Genomic DNA, 14711 nt, shown 5'->3' on the forward strand with positions numbered 1-14711 from the left:
CCCGGCCACTCCTTCGGCCATGAGGGACATGGGGCGATCCGACGATCCGCGCGTTCAGGCGCAGCTCGACCGGTTGTCATCGCTCAGCATCCAGCGCGACACGCTCGGGCTCGATACGGTGCGCGAATTGTTGCGTCGGCTGGGCGATCCGCAAGACCGACTTGCGCCCACCTTCCATGTCGCCGGAACCAACGGCAAGGGTTCGACCTGCGCCTTTCTTCGCGCCATGCTCGAGGCGGCAGGCCACCGCGTCCACGTCACCACCTCGCCGCATCTCGTTCGCTATAACGAGCGGTTCCGCGTCGCGGGCACGCTGATCGACGATGCCCGGCTAGCAGACCTGCTCGAAGAGGTGTTCGATGCGGCAACCGGGCTCGGGTGCAGTTTCTTCGAGATCACCATCGCTGCCGCCTTCACCGAATTCGCACGCGTCCCTGCCGATGCCTGTGTTGTCGAGGTCGGGCTTGGCGGCAGGCTCGATGCGACCAACGTGCTGGATGCCGACGTGCTAATATCGTGCGGGATCGCGGCGCTGGGGATCGATCACGAACGCTTTCTGCTCGCTCCCGAAAGCTCTGTTCCCGACGATCCGATGGCGCGTATCGCCTTCGAGAAAGCGGGGATCGCGAAGAGCGGCGTGCCGCTGGTGACGCTGAATTATGGCGCGGGCGAAACGCTCGAGATCGAACGCGCGGCGCTGCGGGCCGGGACTGCGCTCAAGATGCACGGGCGCGAATGGCATGCCAGCCTCGACGATGCCGGCTTGCATTACCGCGATTTTGCAGGCGTGCTCGACCTGCCGCATCCGTCCCTCCCCGGGTTGCACCAGGCCGCCAATGCAGGCCTCGCAGTGGCGATGCTGCGCCACCAGGAGCGCGTGGCCGCCGCGCCAGCGGACCTGGCAAGGGGCCTGCGCGAAGCGGTCTGGCCCGCGCGGCTCCAGCGCCTTTCCCCCGGCCCTCTCGCCGGCGAACGCGCGGTGTTCCTCGATGGCGGACACAATCGCAGCGCCGGGCTGGCGCTGGCCGAGGCGATCGAGGGCGAGCATCACCTCGTGATCGGCATGCTCGACAACAAGGACCCGCGCGCGTTGATCGAGCCACTCGCGGACCGGACAAGATCGATCCAGGTCGTACCCGTGCCGGGCCACGATGCGCATCGCGCCGAGGTGTTCGGCAGTTCAGCGATCGCGCGCGTGGATCTCGCCGATGCCTTCGCCCATCTGCCAGCAGACGATGCTCCGGTGCTGGTCACCGGGTCGCTCTACCTCGCGGGCGAGGCGCTCAGACTGAACCGCGAGATTCCCGACTGATCACTCGGCCGGGAAGCCTTCGGGCTCGGGCGGCGGCGCGTTATCGGCGCGGCCCGAGCGCGCGATTCGCACCCATTCGATGATGCACAACACCACCGCGAACAGGCCGATCAGCGTGGTCAGGATGAAGACGTCGTAATAGCCGCGTTCCTCGATCATCTGGCCGAGCGCGGGGCGGCCGAGTGTGCCGACTAGGAGCGTGAGCGAGGACAAGAGCGCGTATTGCACCGCGCTGTACCCCTTGGCGACAATGCTCGACAGGTAAGCGACAAAGGCCGCGCCCGCTATTCCGACCGCGATGTTCTCCATCCCGATCGTCAGCATCAGTTTCGACAGGCGTTCATCGGCCCCGAACTGGGTCGTCAGCCAGGTGAAGCCGATCATGTCACTCGCCGCCTGCATCCTTGCGCCGCCAATCGCGAGGTCGGCATAGAGCAGGTTGGTGAGCGCAGCGATCAGCGCGCCAAGCGTCAGCGTGGTCATCCGGCCGATGATCGTCAGCAGCGCGCCCCCCAGCGCCAGGCCGAGCAGAAGCGCGCCGACGCCGAAGAACTTGGAAGCGATCGCAACCTCGTCCTTGGTGTATTCGAGCTCGCCGAGATAGAACGGATAGGCAAAGCTGCCCCAGATCGCGTCGGTGATGCGGTAGGTGAGCACCAGAGCGATCACCAGCACCGCCGCCCAGCGCAGCCGCCCGATGATCTCGGCCAGCGGCAAGATTAGCGCGCGGTAACCGTGGTCGAGCGCGGTATCGAACCCGCCGCGCATCGGCACGCTTTGGGTGAGCACGTGGCGGCCGCGCTTGCGCATGCTTTCCAGCCAGGCGGCGATCGCCCCGGGCAGAACCACCGTCGCGATCACGATCAGCGGGCCCATCTGGCTGACAAAGGCGGTCGAATCGGGCCGCGCGGTGGGGTCCGAATTGAGCGAGCGGATCATGAAGACGAGCACGGTGACGAGCGCCCAGCCCCACAGCAGGCCGACCGCTCCGAGCGCCCAGGCACGCACGCGCGGATTGAGCTGTCCGGGCTGGCGCAGGAGGGAAAGATTGGCGCGCTCGTCTGCCAGCGCCTCGTCCGATCGTTCGGCATCGGGCGCGAAAAGTCCCGCGAAGCCGACGACCAGGAGGATCGCGCCCATCGTCGCATAGACCGCCGGCCAGCCGAGCCGTTCGGCCATGAACAGCGCCAGCGCGCCGCCGACCAGCGCGGCAATCCGGTATCCCATCTGATAGACGGTCGAAAGGATGTCGATCGTTGCCTTTTCGTCGGCGACATCGACGCGCCAGGCATCAATGACCACGTCTTGCGTCGCGCTGGCAAAGGCGCCGATCCCTGCCAGCAGCGAGAACCAGCCGAGCGCGGTCAGCGGGTTGAGCAGTGAAAGGACCACGAGGATCGCGCCCAGCAGCAATTGCGCGGTCACGATCCATTGCTTGCGCTTGCCCAGCCGCCTGAGCAGCGGCACATCGACCCGGTCGAGCGCGGGCGACCACAGGAACTTGAAGGCATAGGCGAGCCCGATCAGCGAGAACACGCCCATGGTCTCGACATCGACTTCGGCATCGGTAAGCCAGGCGTAGAGCGTGCCGAGCAGGAGCGCATAAGGAAGACCGGCGGCAAAACCGAAGATCAGCATGAAGCCGGTCTTCGGCTGACCGAGCGAGACCAGCAGGGTCTTCCAGCGATTCAACCGCGATTGATCCTTGAGAGCGGCTTGTGCCATGTATCCTCCGGTTACCAAGCTGCGCATTTGCACGCGTGCCAAGCTGTGCAACACTTACGCGCCAACCAGAGCGATATGAAAGCCGCGATGAACACCTCCACAACAGATATGCCCCATTTGCGTCCGAGCGCAGGCCAGCGCGCATTGGCCGATGCCATCCGCGAGGGCCGCGAGCGCGACAATGCCGGCGCCGTGCTGACTGTCCCGGCGAGCCGCTACACCTCGCCCGATCATTTCGCTCGCGAGAAAGCCGCGCTGTTCGATCGCTTGCCGCAGGTGCTGTGTCCATCGGCGCTGCTGCCCGAACCGGGCATGGCGATGCCGCACGATGCGACCGGCCGCCCGCTGCTTGTCACCCGCGACAAGGACGGGGAAGCGCACGTCTTTCTCAATGTCTGCCGCCATCGCGGCACGCGGCTGGTCGAAGGCGAGGAGGTCCAGTGCGCAGCGCGGCTCGTGTGCCCCTATCATGCCTGGACCTACCGGCTCGACGGCAAGCTGCTCGCCCTCCCCCGGCCCGAGACCTTTCCTGGCCTCGACAAGGGCGAACACGGCCTCGTCGAACTGCCCAGCCTGGAGGCCGGCGGGCTGATCTGGTTCGCCCCGCGCGAGGGAGCCGATTTTGCCGATGCGCGCGCGCTGAGCGAGGATTTCAGCGCCTTGGGAATGGGCGAGTCTTTCCTGTTCCGCCGCAAGATCCACACGGTCAGGGGAAACTGGAAACTGATCATGGATGCCTTCCTCGAAAGCTACCATGTCACCCGGCTCCACGCGAACACGATCGGTCCCTTCTTCAAGGACGGCGTGACCGCGGGCGACGAGATCGGGCGGCACATGCGTTCGGCCGTCGGGCGGCTCGAGGAGATGGACGGCATCGACTTCGACGATATGACGGCGATGCGCCGCGTGGTCACCTTTGCCTACCAGTTGTTCCCGGCGACCGTGATCGTCCCCAGCCCCGATTACATCAACGTGATGGTGCTGATGCCGCAGGCGCACGATCTGACGCTGGTCGAGGATTTCATGCTCATTCCCGAGGAGCCCGCAGACGACAAGGCGCGCGACCACTGGGAACGAAGCTGGAAGCTGCTCGATGGCGGCGTCTTTGCCAGCGAGGATTTCCGCGCGGCCGAGCTCGGCCAGCAGGGGCTCGAAAGCGGGGCGGTCGATGAATTGACGCTCGGCACGCTCGAAAGCGGGGTCGCGCGCTTCGATGCAATCGTCCAGGACGCCTTGCGGGAAGCCAATTGAGCGCCTAGCTGCGGGCTCATGCCGACCAATCCCGGAAAATCCGAAGATCGTCCCGAGGGCGACCGCATTGCCAAGCTGCTCGCGCGTGCCGGTGTCGCCAGCCGCCGCGAGATCGAGCGGATGATCGCCGACCGGCGCATCACCATTGACGGCAAGCCGGTCGAAACGCCCGCGACCTTCCTGACCTCGCTCAAGGGCGTGAGCGTCGATGGCAAGCCGGTCGCCGGTCCCGAGCCTGCGCAGCTTTACGCCTTTCACAAGCCCACCGGCCTGATCACCGCCGAACGCGATCCGGCAGGCCGCGCGACGATCTATGACGCCTTGCGCAACGCGCTGCCGAAGGACACGCCGCGCCTGATGCCGATCGGACGGCTCGATCTCAACACCGAAGGGCTGCTGCTGCTCACCAATGACGGCGGGTTGAAGCGATTGATGGAATTGCCCGCATCGGGCGTGCCGCGCACCTATCGCGCGCGCGCCTTTGGCGACGTGTCTCAGGAACAGCTCGAGGCGCTGATCGAGGGCGTCGAGATCGACGGCGTGCGCTACGGCTCGATCGATGCCAATCTCGAACGCAGCGGCGGCGGTGCGAGCAAGAACCAGTGGATCGAGATGACCATCACCGAGGGCAAGAACCGCGAGGTGCGCCGGGTGCTCGAATATCTCGGCCTCAAGGTGAACCGGCTGATCCGCACCGCCTATGGCCCCTTCATGCTCGGCGAACTGCCACGCGGCCAGGCAGCGCGCATCCGAAAGGGCGATCTCGACCGGTTCGTGAGCACCCTCAAGCGGGCGAAGCGCGAGGCATGAGGATCATTGCAGGCGAATGGCGCGGGCGCCGGCTGGCAACCCCCAGGGGTGAGAACACCCGCCCCACCGCTGACCGCACGCGCGAGACCTTGTTCTCGATGCTTGCCAGCCGACTGGGCAGCTTTGCCGACCTGCGCGTGGCAGACCTGTTTGCAGGCTCGGGCGCGCTCGGGCTCGAAGCGCTGTCGCGCGGCGCGGCACACTGCCTGTTCGTCGAAAACGACCGCGAAGCCGCCGATGTGATCCGCGCCAATATCGAAACGCTCGCAGCGCGTGGACGCGCGACCCTGGACAAGGGTTCGGTCATGGCCTTGCGCGCGGCGCACGAGCCGGTCGATCTCCTGCTGCTTGACCCGCCCTATGGCACGGGTGCGGGCGAAGTCGCGCTCGATCGCCTGCTGCGGCTCGGCTGGATTGGCGAGGCGACCTGGATCGCGCTCGAAACCGCCTTCAACGAAGAACCGCAAGTCAAGGGCCTCGAGAACGAAACCAGCCGCAAGGTCGGCAAGGCACGGATCACCCTGATGCGGCGCGCTGAAGCCTAGCTGATACGAAAAGGGCGACTCCTGTTGGAGCCGCCCTTCGTGATCGGTCAAAAGCCTCGCGGCTCTGGTTACATCGAACTTGCAGGCTGGCCCGGCCAGTATTCGAGCGGGCGATTGCCCCAGTTAAGGCCGGCAGCGCGCGGATTGATGCAGCTGTCCTGTTCGGAATTCATGCACACGTCGTAGACCTTGCCGTCGATCCGCACTTTGGTGGCCTTGCCCTGGCGGTTGCGTTCGACGATCTCGGGGCTGTTGGCCTTGGTCGAACCGTCATTGACGGTGGTGCCGTCATTCTGGGCCAGCGCAGGCCCCGACATCGCGAGCAGGCCGAGCGAGGCGGCGGTCAACGAGGAAGCGATAAGATTTTTCATGGTTCAGGTCCTCTTCGAATGATTGTCTTGGCTGAACAACGGGAACAAGGCTTGCGTGGTTCCGAATTCACGTCGAGGCGCGGCGAAACGTGTCATGGCATCGGCCAGCCGCACGCGCGAAAGGCACCTTGCCCTGTCGCGCTTCGTTCCCTACCTGTTCGCAGAGCCCTATGAGTGACAACCTCCCCCTTCCCTCCGGTCGCGGCGGCACGCCCGGCGATCAGGTCCCGGCCTATGCCGCAATGCTTAACCCGCCGCAGCGCGAGGCCGTTCTCACCACCGAGGGGCCGGTTCTGATGCTGGCGGGCGCGGGCACGGGCAAGACCGCCGCGCTGACCGCCCGGCTCGCCCATCTGGTCGCCACCCGCCGCGCCTGGCCGAGCGAGATCTTGTGCGTCACCTTCACCAACAAGGCCGCGCGCGAGATGCGCGAACGCGTGGCGCGCCACCTTGGCTCGCCCGGCGAAGGCATGCCGTGGCTGGGAACCTTTCATTCGATTTGCGCCAAGATGCTGCGCCGCCACGCCGAGCTGGCCGGCCTGCAAAGCAATTACACGATCATCGACACCGACGACCAGATCCGCCTGCTCAAGCAACTGATCTCGCAAAGCGATCTCGACGAAAAACGCTGGCCCGCACGCCAGCTGGCCGGGTTGATCGATCGCTGGAAGAACCGCGGTCTCAATCCCGCCGATCTCGATGCGGTCGAAAACGAAGCCTATGCCAATGGCCGCGGCCAGGCGATGTACCAGCTTTACCAGGACCGGTTGAAATCGCTCAATGCCTGCGACTTCGGCGACCTTATGCTGCATGTGCTCAACATCTTTCGCGCGCACAAGGACGTGCTCGCCGAATACCAGCAGCGATTCAAATACATCCTCGTCGACGAATACCAGGACACCAATGCGGTACAGTATCTGTGGCTGCGCCTGCTCGCCCAGGAGCGCAAGAACATCTGCGTGGTGGGCGACGATGACCAGTCGATCTATTCCTGGCGCGGGGCCGAGGTCGCCAATATCCTGCGATTCGAAAAGGATTTCCCCGGCGCGCATGTCGTCCGGCTCGAACAGAATTACCGCTCCACCCCGCACATCCTCGGCGCAGCATCGGGCCTGATCCGCGCCAATTCGGAGCGCCACGAAAAGACGCTGTGGACCGAGATGCCCGGCGGCGACAAGGTGCGCGTCATCGGCGTGTGGGACGGACCCGAAGAAGCGCGCCGGGTGAGCGAGGAGATCGAGCGGCTCGAACGCGAAGGCGCCTCGCTCGACGGCATCGCGATCCTCGTGCGCGCGCAATACCAGACCCGCGAGTTCGAGGACCGGTTCATCCAGACCGGAATCAATTACCGGATCATCGGCGGCTTTCGCTTCTACGAACGCGCCGAGATCCGCGATGCGCTCGCCTATCTTCGCGTCATCGCGCAGCCGCAGGACGACCTCGCATTCGAACGTATCTATAATCAGCCCAAGCGCGGGCTTGGCGCCAAGACGCTCGAAAAGATGCACGGCCATGCGCGCGCAACCGGACTGCCGCTGGCCGCCGCATCGCTGCAACTGGCCGATAGCGATGAATTGCCCAGGCGCGCGGCGAACACGATCGGCGGCCTGCTGCGCCAGTTCCTCGCCTGGCGCGAGGCGGCCGAGACCATGACACCTGCCGACCTGCTGCGGCTCGTTCTCGATGAGAGCGGGTACAACGACATGCTCGCCGCCGACCGCTCGGCCGAGGCTGCGGGCCGGGCTGAGAACCTGTCCGAACTGGCGCGCGCGATGGAGGAATACGAGACGCTCGGCGACTTCCTCGAACATGTCAGCCTGGTGATGGACAGCGACGGGCGCGAAGACGAGGAAACGGTCACGATCATGACCATCCACGCGGCCAAGGGGCTCGAATTTGACAACGTGTTCTGCGTGGGATGGGAAGAAGGTGTATTTCCCTCGCAGCGCGCAATCGATGAAGGCGGGCTTGCCAGCCTCGAGGAGGAGCGCCGGCTCGCCTATGTTGCCATCACCCGCGCGCGGCGCAGCTGCACCATCATGCATGCCGCCAATCGCCGGATTTACGGCCAGTGGACCAGTTCGATACCCTCGCGCTTTATCGAGGAGCTGCCCGAGGAACATGTCGACCAGCAGACCACCATGACCGGCGGTGCGTCCTTGTGGCGCGCCAACTGGTCGGAAAACGAAGACCCCTTCGCCCATGTCGCACAGAACCGCCCCGAACGCGCCCAGGCGCGCGGTCCGGGCTGGCAGCGCGCGGTCGAAACCGGTTACGAGACCCGCCAGAAACGGCTTGCCGAGCCAGGTCGCTCGGCCGCCAGCTTCGCTGCCAAGCCGCGCAGCGACATCGCGATCGGGGCGATGGTTTCCCATGCCAAGTTCGGAACCGGCTGCGTGATCGACCAGGAAGGCAACAAGCTTACGATCCAGTTCGAGGAAGCAGGCGAAAAGCGCGTGATCGACAGCTTCGTGACGGTGGTCGAGTAGGCGCTGCCTGGCAGGCGGCTGGCATCGCAGAAGCGATCGTGCGCGATTGGCGCTGCGGCCCCAGCCCTAAGACTGCTGTCGTTGCATATCCTTGCAGGCGCCCATCGAGAACGCGGCCGCCTTATTCCTTGAAGCCGACCCCGAGAAAGCCGGGCTGCGGACCGTTCCACTCGCCTGCAGGCACGGGCTTGTCGTCCTCGTCGCGGCGACGGCCCCTGCCCTTGCGCTCGGGCTTGTCCTCGCTGCGGGGTGCGCGTTCGCGGCGCGGCTTGCTCGGCGCGTCGCCAGTGTCCTCGTCGCGCTTGCGCCCGCGACCGCGCGGCTTCTTCTCTTCGCGCGCAGCACCGTCCTCGCGGTCCTCGCGGTCCTCGCGCGCCTGCTTGCGCTGTTTCGGCTTGTCGCCATCCTTGCCGGGATCGGCGAGTTCGACGCGCACGTCGTCCTTGCCGAACACCTTGATCTTGGCGCCGGTGAGCTTCTCGACATTCGCGATCGCCTCGGCATCGTCATCGGCAACCAGCGTGAAGGCGCGGCCCTTGGCCCCTGCGCGGCCCGTCCGGCCGATCCGGTGAACGTAATCGTCGGGGTGCCAGGGAGTGTCGAAATTGAAGACGTGGCTGACGCCCTTGATGTCGAGGCCGCGTGCGGCAACGTCGGAGGCGACGAGGATGTTCACATCGCCCGACTTGAACCGGTCGAGCTCCTTCAGGCGCGAGGACTGGTCCATGTCGCCATGGATCTCGCCGCTCGAAAAACCGCGCTTTTGCAAGTGCTTGTTCAGCTCGCGCACGGTGGTCTTGCGGTTGGCAAAGATGATCGCCGTCTCGACCTGGTCGTTGGCGAGCAGCCATTCGAGCGTGTCGCGCTTCTTGCGGGCGGGCACCGGCACCTTGAAGGCGGTAATGTCCTTGTTGGTGGTCGCCGCGCGCTCGGTCTCGATCCGCTTGGGATTGGACAGGAATTTCTTGGCCAGCTTCTCGATCGGCGCGGGCATGGTCGCCGAGAACAGCATGGTCTGGCGGTTTTCGGGAAGCTTGGAGCAGATGAACTCGATATCGGGGATGAACCCCATGTCGAGCATCCGGTCAGCCTCGTCGATCACCAGCAGCTCGCAGCCCGAGAGCAGGATCTTGCCGCGTTCGAACAGGTCCATCAGCCGGCCCGGCGTCGCGATCAGCACGTCGACGCCCTCGTCGAGCGCCTTCAACTGGTCGCCCATTTGGACGCCGCCGATCAGCAGCGCCATCTTGAGATCGTGGTTCTTGCCGTATTTCTCGAAATTCTCGGCCACTTGGGCGGCGAGTTCGCGGGTCGGCTCGAGGATCAGCGAGCGCGGCATCAGCGCGCGGCGGCGCCCTGCGGCCATGACATCGATCATCGGCAGGACGAAGCTCGCGGTCTTGCCGGTGCCGGTCTGCGCGATCCCGATCAGGTCCTTCATCATCAGGACAGCGGGAATGGCTTCTGCCTGGATGGCGGTCGGCTCGGAATAGCCGGCGTCCTCGACGGCTTTGAGCAATTCAGGCGATAGGCCGAGATCGGCGAAGGTCATGCGTTTCAAGATTTCCGGATAGCGGGCAGCGAGGCTGCCGATGTGAGCGCCCTGCACGAAACCATCGAGAAAGGCTGAGGCGCGATTGGCCAAATCAGGCCCAAAAGTCAAGATTTGCCGCGCGCTGCCGCGGGGGGTGCTGGAAGCGGGCGAGGCGGCTATTCGGTGATCGCGACGAGTTGGCTCATCCGCGCGATGTCGCAGCGCGCGCCGCTGCGCGACTGGAGCTGGTCGCGATCGACGCACAATTGCCCGTCCTCGCTGCGCTCGACATAGAAGCCCGAATAGAAGTCGCGCGCCCGGCAAGCGCGTTCGAGATTGACACTGACGATCCGCTGGTCGCGCATGAACAGCAGCAGGCGATTGCCGGTCCCGGTCTGGACACCCGCGATCCGGCTGACCGGCACGCAGCGTTCCATCTCGCGCTCGGCATAGCGGGTGGTGAGCCCGCGGCGCGGCAATTGCGCGAGCAGGTTGTTGCGGGTCCCGGGGCGCTGGGGCGAAATGCGGATAATCACGCGCCGCTCGATCCTGACCTGTCGGCTGATCTGCCCGCCGTGAAACGCATCGAGCGGGCTTATGACGGTGCCCGCGCGCGAATAAGGTGTTTCGGGAGGCGCATCGTAATCGGGCGCGGATGCGCCTTGCCCATGGGTCATCGGCGTTGCTTCGTCATCGCCTGCCAGCATCGCGCTGCCCTGCCCCAGCAAAGGCAGGATCAGCGCAAAGGGCGCCGACAAGGCGAGCAGGCTGGGCATGGAAGCGGGCGGAAACCTCCTGGTTGCGGGTAATCCCGGCGCGCGAGGGCGGCTAGGGTCTCGTCAGACAGCTAGCACGAGCGATTGAACGCCCGCTTAACTGGCAGGGGCGCAGGGGCCTCTGGCGGCAAAGCGCTGGCAAAAGCGTCTGGCAGTGTGTCATAGCCGCCACAATGACCGCACAAGCCTCCACTATCAATGCGCAGTCGCAAGCCTTTCTCGATTCCGCATCCGACCTGCTCGGCTCCAAGGGGCTGAGCCGCGACCCTGCGGATATCGAGCCATGGCTGACCGATTGGCGCGGGCGCTATTCGGGCCGCGCGCTCGCGCTGGCCTCGCCCGCCTCGACTAAAGAGGTCGCCGCGCTGCTCGCGCTGTGCGCGCGCCACCGCGTCCCGGTGGTGCCACAAGGCGGCAATAGCGGCATGGTCGGCGGAGCGACTCCCGATGCCAGCGGTGCGGCCATCCTCCTGTCCCTGAGACGGATGAACGCAATCCGCGAGATCGATACCGATACCGGGCGCGCCATCTGCGAGGCCGGCGTCATCCTCCAGACCCTGCACGAGGCGGCGGAAGAGGCAGGCATGCGCTTCCCCCTTACGCTGGGCGGCAAGGGATCGGCTACGATCGGGGGGCTGGTCTCAACCAATGCGGGAGGCACACAGGTGCTGCGCCACGGGACGATGCGCGCGCAGGTGCTAGGGCTAGAGGCGGTGCTTGCCGATGGCAGCGTTTTCGACGCGCTCACCGCGCTCAAGAAAGACAATCGCGGCTTCGATCTCAAGCAATTGCTGATCGGGTCGGAGGGCACGCTCGGCATTGTCACCGCGGCGAGCCTGCGGCTTCTCCCCGCCCCGCGAGCGCGAGCGACCGCCTGGGTAGGCCTGTCCTCGATCACCGAGGCGCGCACGCTCCTGCGGCACATGGAGTGCGATGTCGGCGATTGTCTCGAAGGGTTCGAGGTCATTCCGCAGCATTGTCTCGACAGCGTGCTGGACCATCTGCCCAAGGCCCGTTCGCCGCTTTCGCAAGAACACGCCTGGCACGCGCTGATCGAGATGGTGCATACCGAGGGCGACGATCACCAATTGCAATCGGTGATGCAGGAATCGCTCGTCAATGCCAGCGAGAAGGGGATCGATTTCGACGCCGTGCTGGCCGCCAACGACCGGCAGGCAGACGACTTCTGGCTGTTGCGCGATTCGATATCTGCCGCAGAGCGCGCGCGCGGGCCAGCGATGCAGCACGACATATCGGTGCCGGTCGAACGGATGCCCGAATTCATTCTCGAGGCCTCCCCTGCCCTCGAACGCGAATTTTCCGGGGCGCGCGCGGTCGCCTTCGGCCATCTGGGCGATGGCAATGTCCACTTCCACGTGCTCGCCCCCGAAGGCGCGACACCCGGCCAATGGGAGGTGACCGAGGGCAAGGCGATTAGCGCACGGGTGCACGATCTCGTCACGCGATGGGGCGGATCGATCAGCGCCGAACACGGGATCGGGCAGATGAAAGTCGATGAACTCGGCCGGCTCGGCGATCCGGTCGCGCTAGCGATGATGCGCGCGGTCAAACAGGCGCTCGACCCGCTCGGCCTGCTCAACCCGGGCAAGCTGGTGCCCCCTGCGCACAGCTGATCGCCGCCACACGCTTGCCTCCTCGGCGCGGAACGCCTAAAGCGCCCGCGATCGCTGCTGCGAGGTGTTCGCTCGCCCGGCCAGCCGCGAGTAGATTTTCCAATCAACGTCTCGGAGAGATTTCATGGCCACCGCGCCGCAGCCGCAACTTCCGCTGTTCTACAAAGACCTGCTTCCGCTCAACAGCCGCGACCATGCCGACTGGAAAGTCAGCAGCTTCGCCGATGCAGGCTTTCTTGCCAATTCGCACGCGATCCCGCTGACCGTCGACGAATTCGTCGATGCCCAACGCAATTACCCGATCGTCTTCACCGCGGGCGACAACCCGCTGCCGATCGCGCTTTTCGGTCTCAACGAAGGCGTCAACACCTTCATCGACGGTGACGGCAAGCTTCAGGCGGGCGTCTATGTCCCGGCCTATATCCGCCGCTATCCCTTCATCCTCGCCAAGCTCAACAAGGACAGCGATGACATGTCGCTGTGCTTCGACCCGCAGGCCGGTGTCGTCGGCAAGACCGAAGACGGCCAGGCGCTGTTCGATGGCGACAAGCCGACCGAATACACCAATGGCGTGCTCGAATTCTGCCGCCGGTTCGAGGAATCGGGCCAGCGCACCAAGTCGTTCGTCGAGGAGCTCGGCAAGCTCGACATCCTGATGGACGGCGAGATCGCGATCACCCGCAACGACATGCCCGACAAGCCGTTCGTCTATCGCGGCTTCCAGATGGTTGACGAAAACAAGCTGCGCGAGCTCGATGCCGAAACCACCGAGCGGCTGAACAAGAACGGCATGATGATGCTGATCCACGCGCACCTGTTCTCGATGAACCTGATGCGCACCCTGTTCGAGCGCCAGAGCGCGCAAGGCAAGGTGCCGACGCCGGACAGCGGCACCCCGGCGGTTCCCAACGCCACTGCGTAATCGCCCTATGGGCTTGTGCGGAGGCCGGCGTTAAGACGCCCGAAACCGCCAGATGCGAGACAGAACGGGCGGGTCGCGTCTTGAACGCGGTCCGCCCGTTTCCTATTTTCAGGTTGCGGGCGGCTTCCCCCTCATGATCCGCTCGCGGATGCGCCTTCGGGCGCGTTCCTCCCTGAACCTGGCCACCTCGTGCTTACCCCCCTTACAGCCGCACGAGGTGGCTTTTTTGTGCCTAGCGCACGTATCGCCGCCCTGCTCGCGCGCCTATTCCGCGGCCTGCGAGATGCCGTTCGCGCCCAGTTGGGCGGTCAAGGCACCGAGTTCGCGCACCATCCGCGCGAGGACCGAGGCAAGCTGCTGGACCCCGTCGGTCGGCTCGGAAAGGGTCGCATCGAGATAGGCGGACCGGCACAATTCGATCTGAATCGCGTGGAGCGAACGGGTCGGAGCGGCGTGGCGATCGAGCACGTAGCCGCCCGAATAGGGCCGGTTGTGCGCCGCGCGCCAACCGGCTTCTTCGAGACAGCGAAAGGCCCGGCTCACCAGCGCGCTGTGGCACGCAGCGCCGAAGCGGTCGCCAATCACGATTGCGGGCGCCTCGCCTTGTGCGCCCTTCTGCCTCAGCGGCGGCATCGAATGCAGGTCGATCAGCAGCGCCGCCCCCCATTCCTCGCGGATCCGGCGCAATTCGCTTGCCAGAAAATCGTGATAAGGCCGATGGATACGGTCGATTCTTCGGTCAAGTTCTTCGCGCGCGAGCTTGCCCGACCAGATTTCGCCAGTGCCCGGCAGGCGCCGCGGCACGAGGCCGAGCCCGCTGCGCGCGCGAGCGCCCGTCCCTATCAGCGGCGGCTTTCTGCCCGGCCGCCGGGTTCGGTGCGCAGGCGCATCGGCATCGGGCCGCGCGATCATCTCCCAGTCAACATCGTCTTCGGCGCGGTTGAGATCGATCATCGCGCGCGGAGCCTGTGCGACCAGCAATCCGGTCCCGGTCTCGCGCGCGAGGGCAACCGCGACCTGGTCGACATGGCGATCCTCGAGCCGCAACTGGCTTTGTTCGGGATCGCGCATCGCTGCCAGCGTGTCGCCCGGATAGGCACGCCCGGCATGTGGCACCGCGATCAGCACCGGCAAGGGCATCGAGCGCGGCGCGACGTGAATATAGGCTGCGTTGAGCTTCGCCCGCGTGCCGGGCTTTTCAGGCGCGACCGCCCCTCCGCGGGCCGTCACCAGCTCGCGGCGAGGCCCGTCGCCGACCCCGTCTCCGAAAAGGCCGAGGGGATTTTCTGTGTCGCTGGCGGCCATCAACGCCTTGCTGCCCCCTTGCACCACCTGAGTCAAA

General features: G+C 65.5%; 12 protein-coding genes. 7 read left to right on the forward strand and 5 right to left on the reverse strand.

Features of this window, described 5'->3' with window-relative positions; translation table 11 throughout:
- Positions 1 to 19 precede the first annotated feature (19 nt).
- The gene (locus ACKTSM_RS09980) at positions 20 to 1312 is read left to right on the forward strand and encodes a bifunctional folylpolyglutamate synthase/dihydrofolate synthase (RefSeq protein ID WP_407874506.1); all 1293 of its coding nucleotides are present in this window, start codon (positions 20 to 22) and stop codon (positions 1310 to 1312) included.
- Here ACKTSM_RS09980 and ACKTSM_RS09985 read toward each other — a convergent pair whose 3' ends face one another.
- Positions 1313 to 3037 carry an AmpG family muropeptide MFS transporter gene (locus tag ACKTSM_RS09985; RefSeq protein ID WP_407874507.1) on the reverse strand — a complete coding sequence of 575 codons (1725 nt, stop codon included), beginning with the start codon at positions 3035 to 3037 and terminating at the stop codon, positions 1313 to 1315.
- 87 nt (positions 3038 to 3124) lie between these two features.
- On the opposite strand from ACKTSM_RS09985, the gene ACKTSM_RS09990 reads away from it, so the two are divergent.
- The 3 genes from ACKTSM_RS09990 to rsmD are packed head-to-tail and all read left to right on the forward strand — an operon-like array spanning position 3125 to position 5643.
- On the forward strand, positions 3125 to 4288 hold the full coding sequence (locus ACKTSM_RS09990) for an aromatic ring-hydroxylating oxygenase subunit alpha (protein WP_407874508.1): 1164 nt from the start codon (positions 3125 to 3127) through the stop codon (positions 4286 to 4288).
- 18 nt (positions 4289 to 4306) lie between these two features.
- Positions 4307 to 5098, forward strand: coding sequence for a pseudouridine synthase (locus ACKTSM_RS09995; protein ID WP_407874509.1), 792 nt, complete (start codon positions 4307 to 4309; stop codon positions 5096 to 5098).
- Positions 5095 to 5643, forward strand: coding sequence for a 16S rRNA (guanine(966)-N(2))-methyltransferase RsmD (gene rsmD, locus ACKTSM_RS10000; protein WP_407874510.1), 549 nt, complete (start codon positions 5095 to 5097; stop codon positions 5641 to 5643). Before ACKTSM_RS09995 ends, rsmD begins: the two co-directional genes overlap by 4 nt.
- A gap of 68 nt (positions 5644 to 5711) precedes the next feature.
- Here rsmD and ACKTSM_RS10005 read toward each other — a convergent pair whose 3' ends face one another.
- Positions 5712 to 6014: a hypothetical protein gene (locus ACKTSM_RS10005; protein ID WP_407874511.1), complete on the reverse strand. Its 303-nt coding sequence runs from the start codon at positions 6012 to 6014 to the stop codon at positions 5712 to 5714.
- Positions 6015 to 6184: 170 nt separating this feature from the next.
- Here ACKTSM_RS10005 and ACKTSM_RS10010 point away from each other — a divergent pair, with 170 nt between their 5' ends.
- Positions 6185 to 8503 carry an ATP-dependent helicase gene (locus ACKTSM_RS10010; RefSeq protein WP_407874512.1) on the forward strand — a complete coding sequence of 773 codons (2319 nt, stop codon included), beginning with the start codon at positions 6185 to 6187 and terminating at the stop codon, positions 8501 to 8503.
- A 121-nt stretch (positions 8504 to 8624) separates the two neighbouring features.
- Here ACKTSM_RS10010 and ACKTSM_RS10015 read toward each other — a convergent pair whose 3' ends face one another.
- Together ACKTSM_RS10015 and ACKTSM_RS10020 are read right to left on the reverse strand one after the other, a co-directional pair.
- Positions 8625 to 10055: a DEAD/DEAH box helicase gene (locus ACKTSM_RS10015; RefSeq protein ID WP_407876351.1), complete on the reverse strand. Its 1431-nt coding sequence runs from the start codon at positions 10053 to 10055 to the stop codon at positions 8625 to 8627.
- 158 nt (positions 10056 to 10213) lie between these two features.
- Entirely contained in the window at positions 10214 to 10813 is a 600-nt protein-coding gene (locus ACKTSM_RS10020; RefSeq protein ID WP_407874513.1) for a hypothetical protein, read from the reverse strand.
- A gap of 173 nt (positions 10814 to 10986) precedes the next feature.
- On the opposite strand from ACKTSM_RS10020, the gene ACKTSM_RS10025 reads away from it, so the two are divergent.
- Positions 10987 to 12447, forward strand: a complete 1461-nt coding sequence (locus tag ACKTSM_RS10025) for an FAD-binding oxidoreductase (protein ID WP_407874514.1) — start codon at positions 10987 to 10989, stop codon at positions 12445 to 12447.
- A gap of 124 nt (positions 12448 to 12571) precedes the next feature.
- Positions 12572 to 13369 carry a SapC family protein gene (locus ACKTSM_RS10030; protein ID WP_407874515.1) on the forward strand — a complete coding sequence of 266 codons (798 nt, stop codon included), beginning with the start codon at positions 12572 to 12574 and terminating at the stop codon, positions 13367 to 13369.
- A 264-nt stretch (positions 13370 to 13633) separates the two neighbouring features.
- Here ACKTSM_RS10030 and ACKTSM_RS10035 read toward each other — a convergent pair whose 3' ends face one another.
- The gene (locus tag ACKTSM_RS10035; RefSeq protein WP_407874516.1) at positions 13634 to 14674 is read right to left on the reverse strand and encodes an N-formylglutamate amidohydrolase; all 1041 of its coding nucleotides are present in this window, start codon (positions 14672 to 14674) and stop codon (positions 13634 to 13636) included.
- Positions 14675 to 14711: the final 37 nt, after the last annotated feature.

This window comes from Qipengyuania nanhaisediminis, from assembly GCF_045862805.1.
Classification (GTDB): Bacteria; Pseudomonadota; Alphaproteobacteria; order Sphingomonadales; family Sphingomonadaceae; genus Erythrobacter; species Erythrobacter nanhaisediminis_A.

Coding starts and splice junctions, on each gene's coding strand:
- ACKTSM_RS10005 (WP_407874511.1), bottom strand. CDS start 6,014: ATGAAAAATCTTATCGCTTCCTCGTTGACCGCCGCCTCGCTCGGCCTG.
- ACKTSM_RS10015 (WP_407876351.1), bottom strand. CDS start 10,055: ATGACCTTCGCCGATCTCGGCCTATCGCCTGAATTGCTCAAAGCCGTC.
- ACKTSM_RS09990 (WP_407874508.1), top strand. CDS start 3,125: ATGAACACCTCCACAACAGATATGCCCCATTTGCGTCCGAGCGCAGGC.
- ACKTSM_RS10035 (WP_407874516.1), bottom strand. CDS start 14,674: ATGGCCGCCAGCGACACAGAAAATCCCCTCGGCCTTTTCGGAGACGGG.
- ACKTSM_RS09985 (WP_407874507.1), bottom strand. CDS start 3,037: ATGGCACAAGCCGCTCTCAAGGATCAATCGCGGTTGAATCGCTGGAAG.
- rsmD (WP_407874510.1), top strand. CDS start 5,095: ATGAGGATCATTGCAGGCGAATGGCGCGGGCGCCGGCTGGCAACCCCC.
- ACKTSM_RS09980 (WP_407874506.1), top strand. CDS start 20: ATGAGGGACATGGGGCGATCCGACGATCCGCGCGTTCAGGCGCAGCTC.
- ACKTSM_RS10020 (WP_407874513.1), bottom strand. CDS start 10,813: ATGCCCAGCCTGCTCGCCTTGTCGGCGCCCTTTGCGCTGATCCTGCCT.
- ACKTSM_RS09995 (WP_407874509.1), top strand. CDS start 4,307: ATGCCGACCAATCCCGGAAAATCCGAAGATCGTCCCGAGGGCGACCGC.
- ACKTSM_RS10030 (WP_407874515.1), top strand. CDS start 12,572: ATGGCCACCGCGCCGCAGCCGCAACTTCCGCTGTTCTACAAAGACCTG.
- ACKTSM_RS10025 (WP_407874514.1), top strand. CDS start 10,987: ATGACCGCACAAGCCTCCACTATCAATGCGCAGTCGCAAGCCTTTCTC.
- ACKTSM_RS10010 (WP_407874512.1), top strand. CDS start 6,185: ATGAGTGACAACCTCCCCCTTCCCTCCGGTCGCGGCGGCACGCCCGGC.